Here is a 19,862-nt window from a genome sequence, read left to right as displayed (position 1 = left end):
AAAAGGCTGTGCTAGCAAGGACGGAAGTCCTTACTACAAACCAGGAAAACTGACAACTGACACAAAATAAATGACCTTGGATTGGATTAGCCCTGCTGACAGGTTGCAAAAACTACCGCCCTACGTATTTGCCCGTCTCGACGAACTCAAAGCCCGCGCCCGCGAACAAGGACTCGATTTAATAGACTTAGGAATGGGAAACCCCGACGGTGCCACTCCTCAACCAGTAGTAGAAGCCGCCGTCGCAGCTATCCAAAATACTGCCAATCACGGCTATCCACCCTTTGAAGGAACTGCCAGTTTCCGCCGTACTATTACTAAATGGTACAGCCGCCGCTACAACGTTGAACTCGATCCAGAAAGCGAAGCATTGCCTTTGTTGGGTTCTAAAGAAGGTTTAGCACATTTTGCGATCGCCTATATCAATCCAGGGGACGTAATATTAGTACCGAGTCCCGCTTATCCCGTATTATTTCGCGGGCCAATTATCGCCGGTGCAAAAGTTCACAACATCATTCTCAAACCACAAAATGACTGGGTAATTGACTTAGCCGACATTCCCGACAGCGTAGCCGAACAAGCCAAAATACTCTATTTCAATTATCCCAGCAATCCGACTGGAGCAACTGCACCCCGCGAGTTTTACAAAGATATTGTTGCTTTCGCCCACAAACATCAAATCTTGCTGGTTCATGACTTGTGTTATGCAGAATTAGCCTTTGACGGCTATCAACCGACAAGTTTATTAGAAATTCCCGGCGGTAAAGAAATCGGCGTCGAATTTCACACCATGTCCAAAACCTACAATATGGCCGGCTGGCGCGTCGGTTTTGTAGTAGGAAATAGTAAAATTATCCAAGGTTTGCGGACATTAAAAACTAACCTAGATTACGGTATATTTTCCGCTTTGCAAACAGCAGCAGAAACAGCCCTGCAATTGCCCGACAGTTACTTGCACGAAGTGCAGAATCGTTACAGGACTCGCCGTGATTTCATGGTGGAAGGATTGGCAGAATTAGGTTGGAATATTCCCAAACCTCTAGCTGCAATGTATCTTTGGGTTCCCTGCACTCCAGGCATGAGTTCTACTGATTTTGCCCTCAATGTTTTGCAGCAAACCGGTGTTGTGGTGACTCCTGGCAATGCTTTTGGGCCGGGCGGCGAAGGATATGTGAGAATTAGTTTAATTGCAGATTGCGATCGACTGGGAGAAGCATTGCGGCGCTTGAAACAAGCTAATATTCGATATCAATAGTCATTGGTAATTGGTAATTTGCGATCGGCCGCTCACTCTGCATCAACTCATTATTATGTTGAGGATGACACCCGTTACCCCCTAAACATAATAATGAGATTAACAAGCTCAGGCTTAAACCGAGGAGCAGATGATTTACCTCTCCCTTTTCCCCATCTTGGGAGGAGTTGATGTTATTGGTGATGGGCTTAGCTATCATAAATTAATCGGTATTGAAAAGAGCTTGTCCTCAGTGATGGGGTTAACTCAATTTAAACTAGAGAGAAAACACAATGGAAAACGGACAGAAGGCTATCAGTGATCTGTTTGAAAGCCGCAGAATTTTCAACATTCCCAAGTATCAACGTGCATACGCATGGGAAACAAAGCAACTGCGAGATTTTATTAGCGATCTTGATAACCAAGCTTTAGGCAAAGATTACTTTTTTGGGACAATCCTACTGCAAATAGGAGACAGCGAGGGGTATTTCAAGATAATCAACATTGTAGATGGTCAACAAAGGCTGACAACACTCACAATTTTCATGCGGCTGTTGCTTGATAAACTTGATTCCTTCGGTGACGATGTATCGATTCTTCGTGAAACCTACGTTCAGTACCGAAATGAATATAAATTACGAGTTTTGGAATACGATCAACCGTTTTTTTGCAAGTGTATATTAGAAGATTGTGAGGATACTGAAAGCTTGATTTAAACCCCTTCACAACGTCGTTTATTAGATGCCAAGGACTTCTTCATCAAGGATTTAGAAAAGCGAACTCTTGAAAAGTTGCGTGAGATACGCGAGAAGATTGAGAAGGCTAAAGTCCTGACATACGCTGTTATAAATAATGCAGAAGCAACACTAATTTTTGAGACGACTAACGACAGGGGTAAACCTCTGACAAGTCTTGAAAAAATCAAAAGCTTCTTAATGTATAAGGTTTATCTTGCAGCGAATGATCCAGAGAGCTATCTGAGAACAATACAGAATCGGTTTGGTGAGATTTACAGGGATTATGAAGAGACTATTCAAAATATTACCGGAATCAGCGAAGATTTTATCTTGCGACAGCACTATATTGCTTTTGAGGCTAATGTAAAAACAGACGGTCAAAAGGATTATTCGCGTCATTTATCGTTGATCAAGGAAAGAATTAACTCACTTACAGCAAGTCCCGCTACTTTTGCTGATGCAACAAAATTTATAGATGAGTATTCATGTCAACTGAGCAAAACTTTTGCAATATTTAATCAAGTATCCCAAAATCTCAGGGGAAACTTACTCAATCTTTTCCATCTAAAGAAAACAGCACATTTCTGGCCACTACTCATCGTGTCTTGGAAGCATGATAATAGCCAAGAACACTCTAACTTCGGCAGAGTAACGAAACTGATGGAAATTATAAGTTTCAGAGTGTATGGAATACGAAAGCGAAAACTCACAAACACTACAATTTCAAAGCGGCTACATGAGTTAGCACAAAACTTCCAGGGAGACTTTGAGGTTTTAATATCAGGTCTCAAGGATATTGTCGGTGAGTTCTGTAGTGATCGTGAGTTTCAGGAGAGACTTATTTCACCCGACTTTTATGAAGCTATTTCAGAAAATGATTTGAACTATCTATTTTGGCAGTATGAAAATTATCTTCGACAAACGGAGTACCTACAAGATGAACTGATAGGATTTCGCCAGTACCAAGGTCTCTCGATTGAGCATATCATTCCCCAAGTACCTAGACAAATTCATCCTTGGATGCCTGAAGGTTTCTGGGGTAATTATATTCATAGTATTGGGAACTTAACGCTTGATCTATCCTGGGAAAATTCCGCCAAATCCAATTCTAATTTTGATTATAAATATAACTACTTCTATAAGAATTCAAAATTTCGTTGTCAGCAAGAACTTATCACGTTTACTAACTCAGATAGTAGTGAGTGGGATGAAACATCCATTACCAAGCGGCAGACAAAAATTGTAAACTTTGCAATGATGTACTGGAATTATCAGAGTAGGTAATACCAATTCACTATGAAGCTGCATTTAATATAATGCTAAGGATAGAGTTCCAACCAGAAAGACATCAGCCTCATTTAGTGTATCTTCATAGTGAATTGGTATAACATTCAACAGTCAATGGAAGAAGGCTTTAACCGAGCCGTTTCCCTACAATTAATGGGGGTAGGGAAACCGCACTGCCGTGTCCTCCGTTTCTATCATCTCTGAGTGTAACTATAAGGTTTGAATTTGCTCAATCACCCAATCAAAAGTTTCCATAACTTGCTTGAGGGCAGATTCGTCTTGCAAAGTAAACAAAGCCAGACTCGGCGACCTTCTCTCGCCCGGTTCTATAGGTAGCGACAGACCGATCGAACTCAGCTTACTTCTCAATTCCAGCCAATTTTCTTCCGCATTAAACGGCGGCTGGGAACCGTAATTATCAGCAGAAATCTCCATTCTGCCAGCAATATCTACAGTGAATAACTGATAGGGTTTTCTTCCCTTTTGAGGCAATTGTGCGGCGAAACCGCCGTAGGCGTCCCCCGTTCCCCAGTGAATTTGAACTTCGGGTTCTTGACTTTTCGCCCACAGGTAAATTTCTCTTGCCATTTGCGCCTCGTCCGCGCCCCGTCTAGCTTGGATTTCTGCAAAAAATGAAGATTCATCCCAGCGCCTTCTTTCGCGCGTTGCGCTGGATTTTTTCTGCTGTGCTTCCGCTGTCTGACCGATCACTCTGGGAACCAGCGTTTTTAAACCGTCTTCACTTACATACTGCTTAATTTCCAGCGCCAAAACTTCAACCGGGTCCATTTGTTCGTTGAGAAATTCCACAACTCGGCGCATTTCAGCGGAAATCTCGTCAGCTACAAACACTAAGCGAACTTTACCGGCTTGCAAATTAGTTTTAACTTTCTGCCAAAATCTGTCTTCATTAGCATCTGCACCGAGAAACTCTTCAAAAATCTGTTCGGGATCGCGACCTCGATCGCGACAATTAGCTTCAAACAGAGCAATAATTGAATCGATGGGCCAGTAAAACAACGCATTAGCAGCATAGTCGATCGACTGACCCAAAACTTTTTGCCGCAGTTCGGCATTAGGAGTTCGCCGGACATCTACCAAAGTAGGAACTGCATTTTGGTCGAGAAACAAATGATCTAGCGACCACTGCACCGCTGTTTCCTCATCGCTGGGTGCAGCTTCCCGCGAAATTAACAGCCACCTCCGCGCCGTAGCCCGATCGATTTGGTCTCCCGCGATCAAATTGGGATAAGTTACTAGCAAGTCTTGTAACTGGTCTTCCGAGTCGTAGGGCTGTTCCATCATTTCTACCAGCCTGTCGTCGTCCTGAATCAGATAAATACCTCCAGCCATGCCAGCCCACCTACTCAATTTTAGATTTTAGATTTTAGATTTTAGATTTTAGATTTCTGGCTTAGTGATTAGTCTTCAGTCTTCAGTCGGCAGTCAATAATTTGTGAAGGCCGAAGGTCTTGGTCAGAATTCAATAAAAATTTTGAGTTCAATAATTTTTATTGTTTGTTAATTCCACCAAAAAAACCTTCTGACTGATGACTGATGACTGATGACTGATGACTAATCACTAATCACTAATACAACCAGTAAATACTCGCTGTGCCGGCCCGGTCATGTAAATCCGCCCAGAAACTTCTGCCCATTCGATTTCCAAAACGCCACCGGGGAGCTCAACCGCAGTTACCCGATCGCACTTCCCTACCAACACTCCAGCTACCACAGCAGCACAAGCACCAGTCCCACAAGCTAGAGTAACACCCGCGCCTCTTTCCCACACCCGCATTTTTACGTAGTCTGAACGTATCACTTGAATAAACTCCGTATTGGTACGCTGCGGGAATGCTTTGTTGTGCTCGAATTGAGGCCCGACAGTTTCTAAAGCAACAGCCGCAACATCCTCTACAAAAGTAATGCAGTGAGGATTACCCATGCTGACACAGGTAACAGACCAAGATTTATCAGCAACTTCGATCGGCACATCTATAGCTTTGGCATCCGCTGCAGCCAAATTTGTCGGAATTTCCGCCGCCAGAAGCCGGGGCACTCCCATATCCACCTTCACCTGGCCGTCCGATCGCAATTCCGGGGTAATCACACCAGCCAGAGTGTGGATGCGGTACTGAGTTTTCGCCTCTGACCCTTCCAAATCGGCGATAAACTTAGCCAAACAGCGAATCCCGTTGCCGCACATTTCCGGTTCCGAACCGTCGGAGTTAAAAATCCGCATCGTATAGTCAGTGTCGTTTTGACCCGGAAGAGCAAATATCACACCGTCTGCGCCAATCCCGAAATGTCGATCGCACAAATCCACAGCTTGTTCTGGTGTAATCGTCGGTTCTGACGAGTGGCGGTTGTCAATCAGAATAAAATCATTTCCCAGTCCCTGATACTTCGCAAACTCTTTCGGCATAAAAACCAACCTCTTTTCGTTAAAAATGATAGATAATTTGCTGGCCAAATTACCCATTTCCCAGTATTATAAAACTTTATGCAATTTATAGTCCTTTCTATTGAAATACAAACAAATATAATTTTTATAAATCTCTAGGGATATCTAATTAATGCTGATGTCAATGGCTCAATTAAGATCGGTCGAAAACTAGCTGCCAACTGGTTTCTATCTCATCGTGCAGACGCGCTTGTAGTTGGGACACTAAGGGTTAAACGGTATAAACAGAAGAATATGGTTTAAGGTAATATTTGACTATATTTTTCTGAACTATGTCTGAATTTGAAACCGGATTGCCCAGCGTTCGCTTAATACAAAGCTACATCAAAGACAAACAACAGGTGGAGATCAAACTCCTGACCGGCGACTTACTAGCGGGCAGAATTTTTTGGCAGGATAATAGCTGCATTTGCCTCCTCGATCCCTCAGAAACACAAATTCTGATCTCGCGGCCAGCAATTGCTTATCTCAAACCCAACGGCTGAGGAGAGGGGGAGAGTGGGAGAGTGGGGGAGGGGGAGATGGGGAGATTGGGAGAGGGAGACAGTGGAACAAATCTTCGTTCTTCGTTCTTCGTTCTTCCCTCTTCCCTCTTCCCTCTTCCCTCTCCCCTCTTCCTTCTTCCCTCTTCCTTCTTCCTTCCCTAATCGCTAAACAGCTTTTCGATGACTTGGGCCTTGACCAAAGGCACCTTTAAAGCAGGTTGCGGCACCGGTGGTGAGGCCGTCCGCTGCATCAAGCCGAGCTCGTAGAAGCCGCCGCACAGCAGCAAACGATCGCCTTCTTGCAAATTGCTAGTTCCGTCCGGCCAGCGAGTAAATTTCCCTTCCCGGCGGATCGCCCGCACCTGCACCCCGTACTGGGTCAGCAAATCTATCTCTGACAGTTTTTTGCCCGCCCAAGGGCTGTTTGCTGGCAGCCTCAGCCACTGGCAAGAACTGTCGCCCTGCGGGACTGCAACTTCCCCCTTCGCCAGCAACTCAAAACTGATGAGTTCTTCCGGTTCTCCGACTACAAAAAGTCGATCGCCCGACTGCAAAGCTGTCTTCCCGTTAGGATAATCAATTTCCTCGCCATTCTCGCGGACGATCGCCATCACGCTGACCCCTGTCAACTGCCGCAAGTTAGTTTCTTCCAGAGTCATGCTGGCGATGGGAGAACCTGACGGCAAGTTGTACCACTCGCTGTTCATATCTCGAACCGCCACTTTCAAATCCCGCGAAATCGCCAAAGGTTCGCGCGGTGGCCGCAATTCCAGATAGCGGCTGCTGCGAATTTGCTGTACATCCCGCCCGATCGCCATTGCCGAGAGCCCCATGCCAGCCAGCAAGTGGGAAGACAGTTCTAAACTGGCTTCAAACTCCGGCTGCACGACTTCCCAGGCCCCCAGTTGATAAAGCAATTCGATGTCTTTATCTTGGTTCGCGCACACCACAATATCCAAATCCGGGACTAATTCTAAAGCCCGCTTCAGACACAAGCGAGTGCTCATGGGATCGGGAAGGGCGATCGCCATTGCTTTTGCCCGTTCCACCCGCGCGGCTTCCAATACGTGCAAGCTGGCAGCATTCCCGTAAATGTAAGGAATTCCTTGCACTCTGCACTCTTGAATTCTACTTTCTGACTCGTCGATCACCACAACTGAACAGTTGCGACTTTGCAGCATTTTGACTAAAATTCTGCCTACTCGCCCGTAGCCGCAAACCACAACATAATTTTGTTCCGGCAAAGTTTCAGCTATAGCCACAGGTTGAGATGTTTCGTCAAAATAGCGCTGCAAAGGTCCGAAATTTTCCGCCCATTTCAATAACTGCGGCACGCTTCTCAATACAAACGGAGTTAGCACGAGGGTGACGGCTGTCGTTCCTAAAATTAACAGGTAAACGTTCCGCGAAACCAGCCCCATAGCTTGGCCGGAACTAGCGAGTACAAAGGAGAATTCTCCTATTTGAGCTAAGCCCAAACCTGCGATCAATGCTGTTTTTAGCGGATAGCCAAATAGTCGGACGATCGGCGCGACGATCAAGAATTTGCCGACAAATACTAGAAATACCAGTCCCAGAATTAATTCTAGATGGTTCCACAGAAACACCGGGTCGATTAACATTCCGATCGTGACAAAAAATAAGGATGCAAAAATATCTCGCAAAGGCTCGACATAAGTGAGAGTTTGGTCGGCATATTCAACTTCTGAAATCATCAAACCCGCCACAAATGCGCCCATCTCGATCGAAAAACCCAAATATTCTGTCAGCAGCGCAATTCCTAAAGCCAAAACCACAACTCCCAGCAAAAACAGTTCCCGACTTTCTGTTTTCGCCAGGTAGCGCAGCAACTGCGGTACGATCCAAATGCCCGCGACTACAGCACCGATAGCAAATAACCCGATCCGCACTAGGGCCCACGCTACCGTCATGCCGATCTCTTCTGCTGGCTGATTGAGTGCCGGCAAAACTGCTAGCATTAACCCCAAGGCTAAATCTTGAACTACTAATATTCCCAGCATGACTTGACCGTGGGAAGTACCGGATTCATTGCGCTCCATCAAGCACTTGAGTACAACTGCTGTCGAAGAAAGCGACAGAATCGCTCCTAAAAACACGCCTTGAGCGGGCGATTCTACCCAGCCTACAGCCAAGGAAATTGCAGTAGTAATGGCGATCGTCAGCACAATTTGCAAGCCCCCCCCGCCCAAACTAATGGCTTTTACTTTCTGGAGTTCGGCGAAAGAAAATTCCACTCCCAAGGCAAATAACAGAAAAGCAACCCCGAATTCAGCCAGGGTGTCTACCTGAATTAATTCTTTAATCAGCCCCAAACCGGCCGGTCCAACTACGATCCCTCCCAGGAGATACCCGAGAATTACCGGCTGTCGCAACAGCGATGCAAAGAGTCCTCCTGCTGCGGCAGCAGCGAGAACTAGAACTAAGTCAACGATCAGTCGGAAGTCTTCTTGCACAACTTTATGAAAAAAGTATAAAGTTATATTATAGTATCTAATGTGTTGACTATATTTGGCGCGTTGACTATAGTTGATAAACCAGCACAACGGCCACCCTTGACCCAGGTATTTTCTCATGGCACAGAGTTCAACTCCTCACAAAAAGCTTAACCTCTTGCAAGTTTATCGAGGGATTGCGGCTGTATTAGTGGTAATGTTTCACCTCAACGAGATGAGCGGCGAGAGATTAAATCAAGTTACTTTTTTTAATTTATTTCAGGCTGGGTGGAGCGGTGTTGATTACTTTTTTGTATTGAGCGGTTTTATTATGGTGTATGTTCACCGATCGGCGATCGGTAAAAAAGACCAGTTAAAATCGTTTTTAGTCAAACGTGGCGTGCGAATTTACCCCATATACTGGATAATTACTCTAACAGTTTTGTGTTTTTTCCTAGTAATTCCCGGTTTTGCTAACAATAAAGATTTAAGTGTGGGACAGGTAATTGTATCGCTGCTCTTGATTCCTCAAAAGGACAAGCCCATTCTGGATGTAGGTTGGACTTTAACTTACGAAATATATTTTTATGTATTGTTCAGCATAGCTATTTGGCTGAAGCCCAAACATTCTGCGCCTATACTTTCGGCTTGGCTATTGGTAACGATTTTAAATTTTTGTAAATTTATAAATTTTCCCAAATCTTTTTTCTTGCTAAGTCAAGTATTTGGTAATATGAATCTAGAATTTGTTTTGGGCTGCTTGGCTGCCTATATTGTGATTAAATATAATAATAAGATTGGCAAGTACAGGTGGATATTATTTGGAATAGCCAATTTAGGATATGTTATTTTAGGAATTCTCGTTGCATGGGGAAACATAGAGTTTGAGCGCGTCACTACTTTTGCAGTGCTAGCAGCTCTGTTAATCATTGCTGCTACCTCGATAGACCTCAAGGATTCCCCGAAAATTCCTTATATTTTAATTTTTTTGGGAGATGCGTCATACTCGATATTCTTGACCCACGGGCCTCTGATTTCAGCAAGTACAAAAATTCTCCAAAAGGCGAAATTAGAAAAATATTTTGACGGTTTCTTTGCTCCGGCTCTACTGGCAATGTTCGCCGTAGTTTTCGGTTGCATATTCTACTCTTTGATAGAAAAACCATTGACAGTTTTTCTGCGGAAAAATATTGTTGAAAAAATGTTTACTCCCAACGCAGAGAGCCGAATTTAAAAAATCCGAAGGTTGGCCGCTTTGGGAAGTTAAGAATCACGATACTGTCTGCTGTGAAATTAATCTCCTTCTAACGGGTTATTGTTACTTTCGGACTCCCAAGCCTAAACTGTGATTTTATTGCTCAAAAACGCACTCGGTCGAGATATTTGAGCTGTATACTGACAAGCCCTCGGAGACTCGAGATTATGGGGATTATGGACAGCCATCTCTATGCACTCGCGATCGAGTCAATTGCCATTGAACGTCTGATTGTGTCTAGCCAGGGGAGTCAAAGTGACGAGGATTAGGTGAAAGCTGCAGTAGCACCTGTAAAGACTGCGCCAGAGCCGATCGAGTCCCTAACTGCAGGACACCCGTATGAGCTAGCTCGGTCACGAACTGAGCATTGCCGATTTCTACATAATTCCCGTCTTCACCTACCTATCGCAGACCCCAGAGTACGAAGCAACGATCGCGCGAACTTCAAAGCTGCGGACTGGGTGGAATGAGGTCAGTCAACTTCCCACTGTGAAGAAAGTCTGTACTTGAGATCTGTGCACTTTATAACTTAAGGGTTTACAACCATGTCGCATTTATTTGAGCCATTGGATCAACGCGGTGTTACATTCCGAAATCGCATTGCAGTTTCTCCCATGTGTCAATATTCAAGCGTTGATGGATTCGCCAATGATTGGCATTTGGTTCATCTCGTCAGTCGAGCCGTAGGAGGGGTAGGGCTTGTCATGACTGAAGCAGCGGCGGTCGAGCCTGAAGGACGAATTACGCCGCAAGATTTGGGAATGTGGCAAGATCCTCACATTGAAATGTGGGCGCGAATCGTCGAGTTAATTCACCGCAACGGTGCAGTTGCGGGAATTCAACTTGCTCATGCAGGTCGAAAAGCCAGTACAGCAGCTCCGTGGGATGGCGGCGATGTGCTTTCGGAATCCCAAGGAGGATGGACTTCGATCGCCCCTAGCGCCATTCCATTTGAACCCGATAGCCCCGCCCCGATCGCTGTGAGTATCGAAGACATTCAAAAGTTGACCGCATCCTTTGTTAAGGCAGCTCAACGCGCCCTCGAAGCAGGATTTGACGTAATAGAGATTCATGCGGCTCACGGCTACCTACTGCATGAATTTATGTCTCCTTTGAGCAATCAACGGACAGATGACTATGGTGGCAGTTTTGAGCATCGCATCCGGTTTTTATGTGAAGTCGTACAAGGGGTGCGAAATGTTTTGCCGGATCAAACACCGCTTTGGGTTCGCATCTCTGCAACCGATTGGGTTCCACATGGTTGGGACATTGAACAAAGTATTGTACTCAGCGATAAATTAAAGTCACTGGGCGTTGATTTAATCGATTGTTCTTCAGGTGCAATTGTACCGGGTGAAAAGATTCCGACGGGTGCAGGTTATCAAACTATTTTTGCCGATCGCATTCGACGCGAAGCCAACATTGCCACCGGAGCAGTTGGTATGATTACTGCACCCGCGCAGGCTGACCACATCATCCGTACCGGTCAAGCAGATATGGTATTACTTGCCAGAGAAATGCTGCGCGATCCTTATTGGCCGATGCGGGCTGCGAAGCAACTACGTCAATCAGTGCCTGCTCCAATTCAATACGCTCGCGCTTGGTAATTAAGCGGCTTTGCGATCGCCCGGGCGATTGCCTATGCCATTGAGCAGCCCGGTGATGTGGATGTCAACGAAACGATCGTCCGTCCGACTCGTCAGCATTTGTAAAGTGGGGCGCATGAAAGTCGAGCGACTCAACTGAATTTAACCCAATAACTCAACGGGAGACCGAATGGCTGGTGAAATGCACTACATTCGAGGTTGCACAGGTAAGCCGTTGCTGCTGATTCATAGTTGGGCGGGAAGCTGGCGATCGGGGCATCCCATCCTCAACGAGCTCGCTGCTAAACGCGATCGGCTTGCTTACGGAGAAATCAGCAAAGTTTGTCGGTGGGTTCGATCGCACATCGCCTCGCGATCGGTTGGCACTTCCAATCTGTTTGTCGGAGGGCGTGGTGGTGTCGATCGCACCTTCCCCCGTCAAACCCAACAATCTAATCAATCTCGCAACCATAATATCGGATAATTGTAAAGCAATTAACCAAGCTAACAGCATGAGTATTGACCAATTAAACACAGACTACGGCATTGCCGGCCACCTCACCTTCGCCACGGGAAACGGTGGTTTCCCGATGATTCACATCGACAACGGTCAAGCCAAAGCCTTAATTTCTGTGTATTCCGGTCAAGTGCTGTCCTTTCAACCCGCCGCCGAAACCACAGACTTGATGTTCGTCAGCGAAAAAGCCTACTACGCCGAAGGCAAAGCCATCAAAGGCGGTATACCCATCTGTTGGCCCTGGTTTGGCCCCGATCCCGAAGCGTTGGGGCGTCCGAGTCATGGGTTTGTGCGGAATCGTCTCTGGAATGTGCTAGAAACCGCCACAACCCCAGACGGCGAAACCAAAGTCACTCTCGGACTCAAGGATACCGATGAAACTAGAGCAATTTGGCCCCAAGCGTTTGAACTGGCGATCGTGATTACGATCGGCACCACCCTCACTGTAGAATTAATCACCCGCAATCTAGGCGACAAAGCATTTCCCCTCACGCAAGCTTTCCACACCTATTTCCAAGTCGGCGATATTAACCGCGTGCAGGTTTTAGGTTTAGAAAATAGCCAGTATCTTGATAAAGCGGATGGTGGTGTCGAAAAAACTCAAGTGGGTGCAGTGGTAGTAACAGGTGAAGTCGATCGCATTTATCTTGATGTCACCAATGAATTAGTCATTGACGATAGCGCCCTCAATCGTCGGATTCGCATTAAATCATCGGGTAGTAAATCCGTCGTAGTGTGGAATCCGTGGGTGACAATTTCTGCAAATATGGCCGACCTTGATGATGAAGATTATCAGCGTTTGCTCTGCGTAGAAACGACCAATGCAGCTACAGATATTGTGGAAGTTCCCCCTGATGGTGAGTTCCGCTTGCAGGCAATTTACAGCGTTGAACGCGACTAAGGAATTAGAGCTTAATTTTAGCGGTGATGGGGCAAAAATTCTCAGTAAGCTGTTCAACATTGCAATTGGATATTATGGGTGTTGCTCACATCCCACCTACAAGACTGGGATTGTTTCTTTAAATACAACTTAAATGCCGATTAGCTGATTGAATAGAAAAACTCTGTCAGCCTAATGACTAATAATACCGAATTTGATATTTCTCCCGTGTTTATTTATTAGTCCTCGAAGGACGTTCGGCGAATCTGAGTCGGACCGTCTAGCGGCAGAGGAAAGTTTGTATAATTAGTTTCAACCGCGGACTCCGATATTTTTACTTACCATCAATATATTATGCAAAACTTCAACTGGACAAAACTTCAAAATGGATCGGACATTCGCGGTATCGCCCTCGAAGGCGTTCCCAATGAAAAAGTCAACCTAACGCCCGAAATTGCGACAATCTTAGGTAAATCCTTTGTCAGTTGGCTGGTGCAAAAACTCAATAAACCAGCGGCAGAATTAACGATCGCGATCGGTCGTGACAGTCGGCTATCAGGCCCAACCTTAATGCAAGCAGTGATCGAGGGAATCGCCTCAGTTGGTGCAGCCGTGTACGACTTTGATATGGCCTCAACCCCCGCCATGTTTATGAGTACCATTACCCCTGGTTTTGATTGCGACGGCGCGATTATGCTCACTGCTAGTCATTTGCCATTTAATCGAAACGGCTTAAAGTTTTTCACTGCCAAAGGTGGGTTACAAAAGCAGGATATTACAGAGATCTTAACACTAGCCCAAAGCAATTACTTTGAGCCAGCCTCATCGCCCGGTAAGCTTACAAAGCATGATTTTATCTCTGTTTATGCTAACCAATTTGTCACAAAAATCCGGGAAGCAGTCAATCACCCCGATAACTTTGAGCAGCCGCTGAAAGGATTAAAAATTGTTGTGGATGCGGGCAATGGCGCTGGCGGTTTTTATGTTGATAAAGTCTTAAAACCTTTAGGTGCAGACACCACGGGCAGTCAGTTTTTAGAACCAGACGGTACTTTTCCCAATCATGTGCCAAATCCCGAAGATAAACAGGCAATGCAGTCAATTTGTCAAGCGGTAATTGAACATAAAGCTGATTTTGGGATTATTTTTGATACCGATGTCGATCGCAGTGCGGCTGTCGATCGAGTTGGCAAGGAACTCAATCGCAATCGCTTAATTGCGTTGATTTCTGCGATCGTATTAAAAGAACACCCAGGCTCTACCATTGTCACCGATTCTATCACCTCTGATGGCTTGACACAATTCATCGAACAGGATCTAAAAGGGATTCACCATCGCTTTAAACGCGGCTACAAAAATGTGATTGATGAGTCGATACGCCTCAATGAAGCGGGACAGGAATCATGGCTGGCGATTGAAACCTCTGGACATGGAGCTTTGAAAGAAAATTACTTTTTGGATGATGGCGCTTATTTGGTCAGCAAATTATTGATTGAATTGGCTAAGTCAAAGCTAGCAAACCAATCTTTACCAGATTTAATTGCGAATTTAAAAGAACCCGAAGAAAGTGTAGAATTTCGGATTAAACTTGGTGTAGATGATTTCAAGGCTCACGGATCTCGCGTTATTGAGCAACTGCAAGAATTTGTCTCAACGCAAGCTGACTGGAAAATAGTTCCCAACAACTACGAAGGTCTGCGAATTTCCTGCACGTCAGCTTGCGAATCCGGCTGGTTTCTGTTACGCTTATCGCTCCACGATCCGGTAATGCCTTTGAATGTTGAGTCTAATGTTAAGGGTGGTGTTGCTCACATAGTCGCTCGGCTTTTAGCTTTTTTCCAAACCACCGAATCCCTTGATTTTTCCGCACTATCGATTTCAGTTTGACTGGTGTCTGACTATTACTAAACCAAACCCAAGGAGGAATTTAATCATGTGGCTTTTAATCATAAAATGTTCTGCAGAAAGCTGGGAGACCCATTCCAAAGCTTTCAAAGCCATCGCGGCCAAATATCCGGCCACGCCTTCCTCTTCCAAAAAGATGAAAGGCGATGGTCAACGCATCATGGAATATCAGCTTGAGAATGTCAATGATGTAGAGGAATTTATGGAAGAATGCTTGACGTTAGATGGTTTCACTGCTACCTTTGAATCCCTATAATTCTAGGCGATCGGATTATAGCAAGTCTCAATTTTTATCTCATACCATTTTAGAGGTGAGATTTTAAAATTGGGAATCAATATTATTTTGCCAAAAACAGGCTACAATAACTAGAGAGTTTGAGGAAGGTTCTAGGAAAGTCAACGGCTAAGAAAGAATTCATTTAACAGCTCTTGAGTTAAAAATAATTCTGTTGTAGCGCCGTGAACTATAACTAATATTAATTGTCAAAAATTATGTAATAGTACCTAGGACTGATAAAATACAATCATCTGGTTATAGATTAAGAGTTTTGCTGTTGAAACTTGGGTTCTCCGATATTTGTAATGGAAACTATAGTGTGAGCGTCTGCCTCAAGCGGGCTTTCCTCCCCGCACTACGGGAATTTTTATTATTCTTATCACCTCAAGTTGAGTATTTATTTAAGTTAGTCTCTCATCTCCAAATTTTTGACCAAGCTTTTTACCTAAGGCTTTTTCTCTTGACTTATTGCGGATTGCTATAGTTAGTCTAGATAGTTAAAAATATATCAGCGAGACAAAGATTAAGGACACCTAGTGATGATAATGACTGTGATTCGAGGCAACGGCGGGCTAAGTGCCGAAATAGTTACGGGTCGGATTTGGCGGTGGGGGCAGTTGAAAGCAAACAAGCTAACCGCCAGTTCGATCGGGGGAATTGTTGCTGGCTTTCTGAGTTTTGCCCTGCCGGTGCAAGCTTTGCAGGTAGTTGTGACGCCGACAAATCCAGAACTGGGAGATACGCTGTCAGTAATGATTCAGGTTGACGGTAACGGGGGGGAAACTCCAAAAGTTTCTCTCCAGCAAAAAAACTACCCCGCGTTTCCCATCGGCAATGGGCGCTTTCGTGCCTTGCTGCCGACGACGCCGGTAGAGAAAGCAGGTGCCCGCCAAATCCAGGTCACAGGTGACGGACAAGTGCAGAAGTTGATCGTGCAAGTGCGCGATCGAGATTTTCCCACTCAATCTATCTGGCTTCCGCCTGGGAAAGACGAGGAAGGTACAGATGCTGAATTCGATCGCGTAGACGCATTTAAAGCACTGGTGACACCCGAAAAATTTTGGGACGGCAAATTGTTGCGCCCCAACTCCGGCGAAATTACTACTATTTACGGGGTGCGACGTTATTATAATGGGGTATTTGCTCAAGACTACTACCACCGCGGCGTTGATTACGCAGGTGCTTACGGTTCCCCTGTCGTGGCACCGGCAGCAGGTCGGGTGTCTCTAGTGGGACGCGAATCGCAAGGCTTCAAAATCCACGGGAATGTGGTTGGTCTCGACCACGGTCAGGGGGTAGCAAGTATTTTGATGCACCTCAGCCGGATTGATGTCAAGGAAGGCGATGTCGTGAAAGCCGGTCAAGTAATCGGTGCTCTGGGGTCAACGGGGGCTGCTACAGGCCCTCACCTGCACTGGGGACTTTACGTGCACGGGCAGTCCGTCGATCCTGTACCTTGGCGGCTTCAGGGAGTTGAGTAGGAATTTTTACAGGTTTTGACGGATTTATCAGTCAATTATGGGGTAAGTTTGTGGCTGGGGTGTGCAGATAACTGTTATGGGTTATCTGTAATTGAGTTAGGATTTGTATAAAATTTCTCAACTCAACCCTCACAACTCAAATCTCAAGACGCTAACCATCGCGTCTTCACAAAACTTTATTAATGATGCCGTTGAGCGGGGACGCATATATGAGTATTGAAAAAATTGTTGAACAGGCTTTGCAGGATGGTTATTTAACGCCGTCTATGGAAGCTGAGGTGGGACGGATCTGCAATACGGCTTCGGAATTGTCGATCGAAGAGTACATGGCTCTCGATCGTCTGATGGGATCTTTGTTAACTGGGGAAGTGGTGGTACTGCCACGCAAACAGTTCATCAATGTGATGGAAGAATTGGTACTCAGCGATGCGATCGCTAGGGTGGCCGAAATTGAGGCGACGAGCGACCTGAGTCTGGATGTGGGAGATATTGCAGCTTATGCGTTAAATAGGCTGCCACCTCTGTACGCTACGACAGAAGAGGGCGCTCACTTTCAAAGGGCTAGGGCTAAAGAGCAACTTCACGATTTGATTTCCAAAGAAGTCAACGCAGCCATCGCCCGCAACTTAGACAGACCCGACACCCCAAACCCGACAGCTTTGGGCAAGTCTTCGGGAAACGAGGTTCTTTCACAGCTAAGCACTTGGCTGCAAGCTAACGCCACTAATTTTGAACCCCAGCCTTAGTACGACCCCAACAGCTCTATTTCAGTTAAGCCGATCCCGCTCAATTCAGAAAGCGGGATTTTTAGTTTCTGAGCAACCAACATCTGAAGGCACAAGGTGGAAGCCAGAATTCAAGAAGAACAATTAAAATTTAAGATTTATTTATTTTGTGTCAAAAATAAAAAATCCCTCTTTCTTGTTCCTTGTTCCTGACATCCGTTACATCCGAAGAAAGCGAATCCGTTGCCAAACTTCCTGCTTCCCTGAAAGGATTAATTGTTGCTGTCAGAAGAGTCTGCCGAGGGGCCAGCGGTAACTTTTGTTTCTCGCTTTTCGCGTTTTTTCCGTTCCGCTTGGATGACATCTTGAAGCACTATTCGCGCTTGAGCCATTTTTTCTAAATTGCTGCGGTACAAATCTAAATCTTTGCTAACTTTGTCTTCTGGCAGGTGCAAGGCCGCACTGACTTTAGCGATCGCACCGTTTCGCGTTTCTTGGTCTTTTACTAAGTTAGGATCAGCTTTTTCTAACAGCGAGAACAAACCGATCGCGAACAAGCGGCTGTACTTAAATTGAGGGTTGCTGGCTATCGCCCCTAAAGACGCTTGCAAATCCGCTGTATCTTCAAAGCTGGTCGAGCGATCGAGCCACGAGAGCAACTCTTGTCCGGAAAGTCGCTCTGCCAAGCTTTCCAATCGCTGAGCGTCTTGCTTGTAGCGCTCTGGATCGTCTTCTAGGGACTTGCACAAAGCGTTAAAAATCGAAACTCTGTCTGCTTCTGGGGCGTACCCAAGCATGAATCGATCGAAAGCTGTCACTACACCCAAAGCATAAATCGGGTCGTATTGAAAATCGGCATTCGCCGAAAGCAAGTGCATTTCTACCATCAACTCTTCCACCACTCGACGGTAAATTGAGTTGATCGGTCGAGTGTGAATCGTATAGAAACTTCGCTTAGTATCTGAAACAGTACGGTTATTGTTCACCTGAGTCTTATAGATAAATAATTTTGCCGTAGCGGGCGTGCCAGCGCGGCGTGAGTAAAGTCGGGGGAGTCAATTCTGCGATCGATCTGACAAAAATTGCCAGTTTTTTTAAGCGTTGCCACCTCCTTGCGAGAAAAAAAATTATCAAAAATATTTTACGCGCGATCGGCAGCAACAATTAATATGTCGCAATAGGAGGGAAAAACCCCAGTATCTTTACAATCATAGCTTAGCTGGGATCGCTCATAAATCTAATCTTCTGACTTCCCCAGCCTAGAGATGGTCTTGCATAGCACAATAATTTTTTCTTGTCAACCCCTAATGGTGAAAAATCAAACAAACATGACAATTTCTCCTGAATTAATAGCTTTAGCCCAGTACATGGCGGGCGAATTTGACAACCGGGAACAAGCGCTAGCAGAGCCGACGTGGTACGTCCACCTTCGTTTGTGGCAAAGACCACTATCGGTTCGTTTATTTTCCGAACCCAGCATTGCGCTGTTTGCTGAACAAGCCAACATCCTGGAATTAGATAAGCCATACCGCCCCCGCATCGTGCAACTGAGGCACTCACAGATAGCGCCGGGACTTATCGAAGCTCAGTATTATATGTTCCACGACATTACAGCCGTCAAAGGAGCCGGTTGCAACCCCGACTTGCTTGGAAAGCTAACGAAGGAACAAATCCAACTCCTCCCCGGCTGCACCCTGTCGGTTGCAGTGCAAAATTTAGCCTCAAACAGCTATCGCTTTCGGGCATCTTTGCCGGAGGGCACTCGCTGCGGCTTTGCCTACGGGGGGCAAAATTACCAAGTAGACTTGGGATTTGAAGCCGCAGGCGAGGAATTTCTCAGCTACGACAAAGGAATAAACCCCACGACAGGCAAGGCTATCTGGGGAGCTTTAATGGGCCCTTTTAGATTTGTCAAGCGTCAGGATTTTGCTGCTGAGATATTGGTTTGAAGCAAGAAGCAACAAGAAACAAGGAAGAAAGATTTAGCTATCTAGGATAGAAGGCAAGACTTTACCTTGACCTATTCTTCTACTTTAGTGTTTTGGTGAACCCCTCAACCTCTCAAGAAAGGAAGAAAGCATAAGGAAGCTGGCAAGAATTTACCTGCTTCCTGTTCTTGTGCAGGGTTCCGGCGCATTTTGTGAGCCTCAAGCTTAAATTGCGCTTACACCGCAACCTATGCAAGCGGGAGCGGTCAACTTGCGCGCGGCACCCCCTCTAGAGCTTCTTCTTCCGTTTCAAAGATTTCAAACACAGAATCCATCATGGTGACTTCAAACACCAGTTTGGCTTCGGGATGAACATTGCAAATGCGGAAACTTCCCTTAACTTTATCCGCATCCCGCATACCTGCTACAAGTGAGGTCAGGCCAGAGCTATCGATAAAGTTAACCTGACCAAGATTCACTACAACATGGCGGCTAAGTTTGGAAATACACTCTTGCAACTTGAGGCGGAATTGCCAAGCTGTAGTGATGTCCAACCGTCCTGTCGGTGCTAAGACGATAACTGTTGTACCGTCTTGAAGCGTGTGGGTTTTTTGATCAATATGAATCACTGACCCTTCCCTCAAATTT

At 45.6% G+C, this 19,862-nt stretch carries 19 protein-coding genes; 13 read left to right on the top strand and 6 right to left on the bottom strand.

What is annotated here, in order from left to right:
* Positions 1 to 70: 70 nt before the first annotated feature.
* The 3 genes from QUA45_RS05440 to QUA45_RS05430 all read left to right on the top strand — a co-directional run bounded on the left by QUA45_RS05440 (position 71) and on the right by QUA45_RS05430 (position 3,255).
* Positions 71 to 1,255: an aspartate aminotransferase gene (locus QUA45_RS05440; RefSeq protein ID WP_333097608.1), complete on the top strand. Its 1,185-nt coding sequence runs from the start codon at positions 71 to 73 to the stop codon at positions 1,253 to 1,255.
* A gap of 272 nt (positions 1,256 to 1,527) precedes the next feature.
* Positions 1,528 to 1,950, top strand: coding sequence for a DUF262 domain-containing protein (locus QUA45_RS05435; protein WP_333097606.1), 423 nt, complete (start codon positions 1,528 to 1,530; stop codon positions 1,948 to 1,950).
* Between the two features lie 75 nt (positions 1,951 to 2,025).
* A complete protein-coding gene (locus QUA45_RS05430) occupies positions 2,026 to 3,255 on the top strand; it encodes an HNH endonuclease family protein (RefSeq protein WP_333097604.1) in 1,230 nt (409 codons plus the stop codon).
* Between the two features lie 213 nt (positions 3,256 to 3,468).
* Here QUA45_RS05430 and QUA45_RS05425 read toward each other — a convergent pair whose 3' ends face one another.
* Together QUA45_RS05425 and dapF are read right to left on the bottom strand one after the other, a co-directional pair.
* Positions 3,469 to 4,611 carry a hypothetical protein gene (locus QUA45_RS05425; protein ID WP_333219875.1) on the bottom strand — a complete coding sequence of 381 codons (1,143 nt, stop codon included), beginning with the start codon at positions 4,609 to 4,611 and terminating at the stop codon, positions 3,469 to 3,471.
* Between the two features lie 229 nt (positions 4,612 to 4,840).
* Positions 4,841 to 5,683 carry a diaminopimelate epimerase gene (gene dapF / locus QUA45_RS05420; protein WP_333097602.1) on the bottom strand — a complete coding sequence of 281 codons (843 nt, stop codon included), beginning with the start codon at positions 5,681 to 5,683 and terminating at the stop codon, positions 4,841 to 4,843.
* A gap of 311 nt (positions 5,684 to 5,994) precedes the next feature.
* On the opposite strand from dapF, the gene QUA45_RS05415 reads away from it, so the two are divergent.
* Positions 5,995 to 6,207, top strand: a complete 213-nt coding sequence (locus tag QUA45_RS05415; RefSeq protein ID WP_333097600.1) for an Hfq-related RNA-binding protein — start codon at positions 5,995 to 5,997, stop codon at positions 6,205 to 6,207.
* Between the two features lie 158 nt (positions 6,208 to 6,365).
* Here QUA45_RS05415 and QUA45_RS05410 read toward each other — a convergent pair whose 3' ends face one another.
* Positions 6,366 to 8,681: a cation:proton antiporter gene (locus QUA45_RS05410; RefSeq protein ID WP_333219848.1), complete on the bottom strand. Its 2,316-nt coding sequence runs from the start codon at positions 8,679 to 8,681 to the stop codon at positions 6,366 to 6,368.
* Positions 8,682 to 8,799: 118 nt separating this feature from the next.
* Between QUA45_RS05410 and QUA45_RS05405 the strand changes: the two genes are divergently transcribed.
* Together QUA45_RS05405 and QUA45_RS05400 are read left to right on the top strand one after the other, a co-directional pair.
* Positions 8,800 to 9,894, top strand: coding sequence for an acyltransferase (locus QUA45_RS05405; protein ID WP_333097596.1), 1,095 nt, complete (start codon positions 8,800 to 8,802; stop codon positions 9,892 to 9,894).
* A 566-nt stretch (positions 9,895 to 10,460) separates the two neighbouring features.
* Positions 10,461 to 11,522, top strand: a complete 1,062-nt coding sequence (locus QUA45_RS05400) for an NADH:flavin oxidoreductase/NADH oxidase (RefSeq protein ID WP_333219846.1) — start codon at positions 10,461 to 10,463, stop codon at positions 11,520 to 11,522.
* On the opposite strand, the gene QUA45_RS29085 is transcribed toward QUA45_RS05400, so the two are convergent.
* Positions 11,523 to 11,657 carry a hypothetical protein gene (locus QUA45_RS29085; RefSeq protein ID WP_445304948.1) on the bottom strand — a complete coding sequence of 45 codons (135 nt, stop codon included), beginning with the start codon at positions 11,655 to 11,657 and terminating at the stop codon, positions 11,523 to 11,525.
* Positions 11,658 to 11,691: 34 nt separating this feature from the next.
* Here QUA45_RS29085 and QUA45_RS05390 point away from each other — a divergent pair, with 34 nt between their 5' ends.
* From QUA45_RS05390 to QUA45_RS05365, 6 genes are all read left to right on the top strand, one after another.
* Positions 11,692 to 11,985, top strand: coding sequence for a hypothetical protein (locus QUA45_RS05390; RefSeq protein ID WP_333219844.1), 294 nt, complete (start codon positions 11,692 to 11,694; stop codon positions 11,983 to 11,985).
* 28 nt (positions 11,986 to 12,013) lie between these two features.
* On the top strand, positions 12,014 to 12,919 hold the full coding sequence (locus QUA45_RS05385) for a D-hexose-6-phosphate mutarotase (RefSeq protein WP_333219842.1): 906 nt from the start codon (positions 12,014 to 12,016) through the stop codon (positions 12,917 to 12,919).
* Between the two features lie 333 nt (positions 12,920 to 13,252).
* Complete coding sequence (locus QUA45_RS05380) at positions 13,253 to 14,785, top strand: phosphomannomutase/phosphoglucomutase (protein WP_333219840.1); 1,533 nt, start codon at positions 13,253 to 13,255, stop codon at positions 14,783 to 14,785.
* A 46-nt stretch (positions 14,786 to 14,831) separates the two neighbouring features.
* On the top strand, positions 14,832 to 15,059 hold the full coding sequence (locus tag QUA45_RS05375; RefSeq protein WP_190658651.1) for a hypothetical protein: 228 nt from the start codon (positions 14,832 to 14,834) through the stop codon (positions 15,057 to 15,059).
* A gap of 560 nt (positions 15,060 to 15,619) precedes the next feature.
* Entirely contained in the window at positions 15,620 to 16,561 is a 942-nt protein-coding gene (locus QUA45_RS05370) for a M23 family metallopeptidase (protein WP_333097716.1), read from the top strand.
* A 209-nt stretch (positions 16,562 to 16,770) separates the two neighbouring features.
* Entirely contained in the window at positions 16,771 to 17,307 is a 537-nt protein-coding gene (locus tag QUA45_RS05365; RefSeq protein WP_006631395.1) for a late competence development ComFB family protein, read from the top strand.
* A gap of 251 nt (positions 17,308 to 17,558) precedes the next feature.
* Here the strand turns inward: QUA45_RS05365 and psb29 are convergent, their stop codons facing one another.
* Positions 17,559 to 18,272 (bottom strand): photosystem II biogenesis protein Psp29, encoded by a 714-nt coding sequence (gene psb29, locus QUA45_RS05360; RefSeq protein ID WP_333097587.1) that lies wholly within the window; start codon positions 18,270 to 18,272, stop codon positions 17,559 to 17,561.
* Positions 18,273 to 18,614: 342 nt separating this feature from the next.
* Between psb29 and QUA45_RS05355 the strand changes: the two genes are divergently transcribed.
* On the top strand, positions 18,615 to 19,235 hold the full coding sequence (locus QUA45_RS05355; protein WP_333219839.1) for a chromophore lyase CpcT/CpeT: 621 nt from the start codon (positions 18,615 to 18,617) through the stop codon (positions 19,233 to 19,235).
* Between the two features lie 245 nt (positions 19,236 to 19,480).
* Here the strand turns inward: QUA45_RS05355 and QUA45_RS05350 are convergent, their stop codons facing one another.
* A complete protein-coding gene (locus QUA45_RS05350; protein ID WP_006631392.1) occupies positions 19,481 to 19,843 on the bottom strand; it encodes an STAS domain-containing protein in 363 nt (120 codons plus the stop codon).
* Positions 19,844 to 19,862 lie beyond the last annotated feature (19 nt).

Source organism: Microcoleus sp. Pol12A5, from assembly GCF_036701435.1.
In the GTDB taxonomy this organism is placed as follows: domain Bacteria; phylum Cyanobacteriota; class Cyanobacteriia; order Cyanobacteriales; family Microcoleaceae; genus Microcoleus.
The sequence above is the reverse complement of the archived record's forward strand: the minus strand, read 5'-3'. Positions and strand labels throughout refer to the sequence as shown.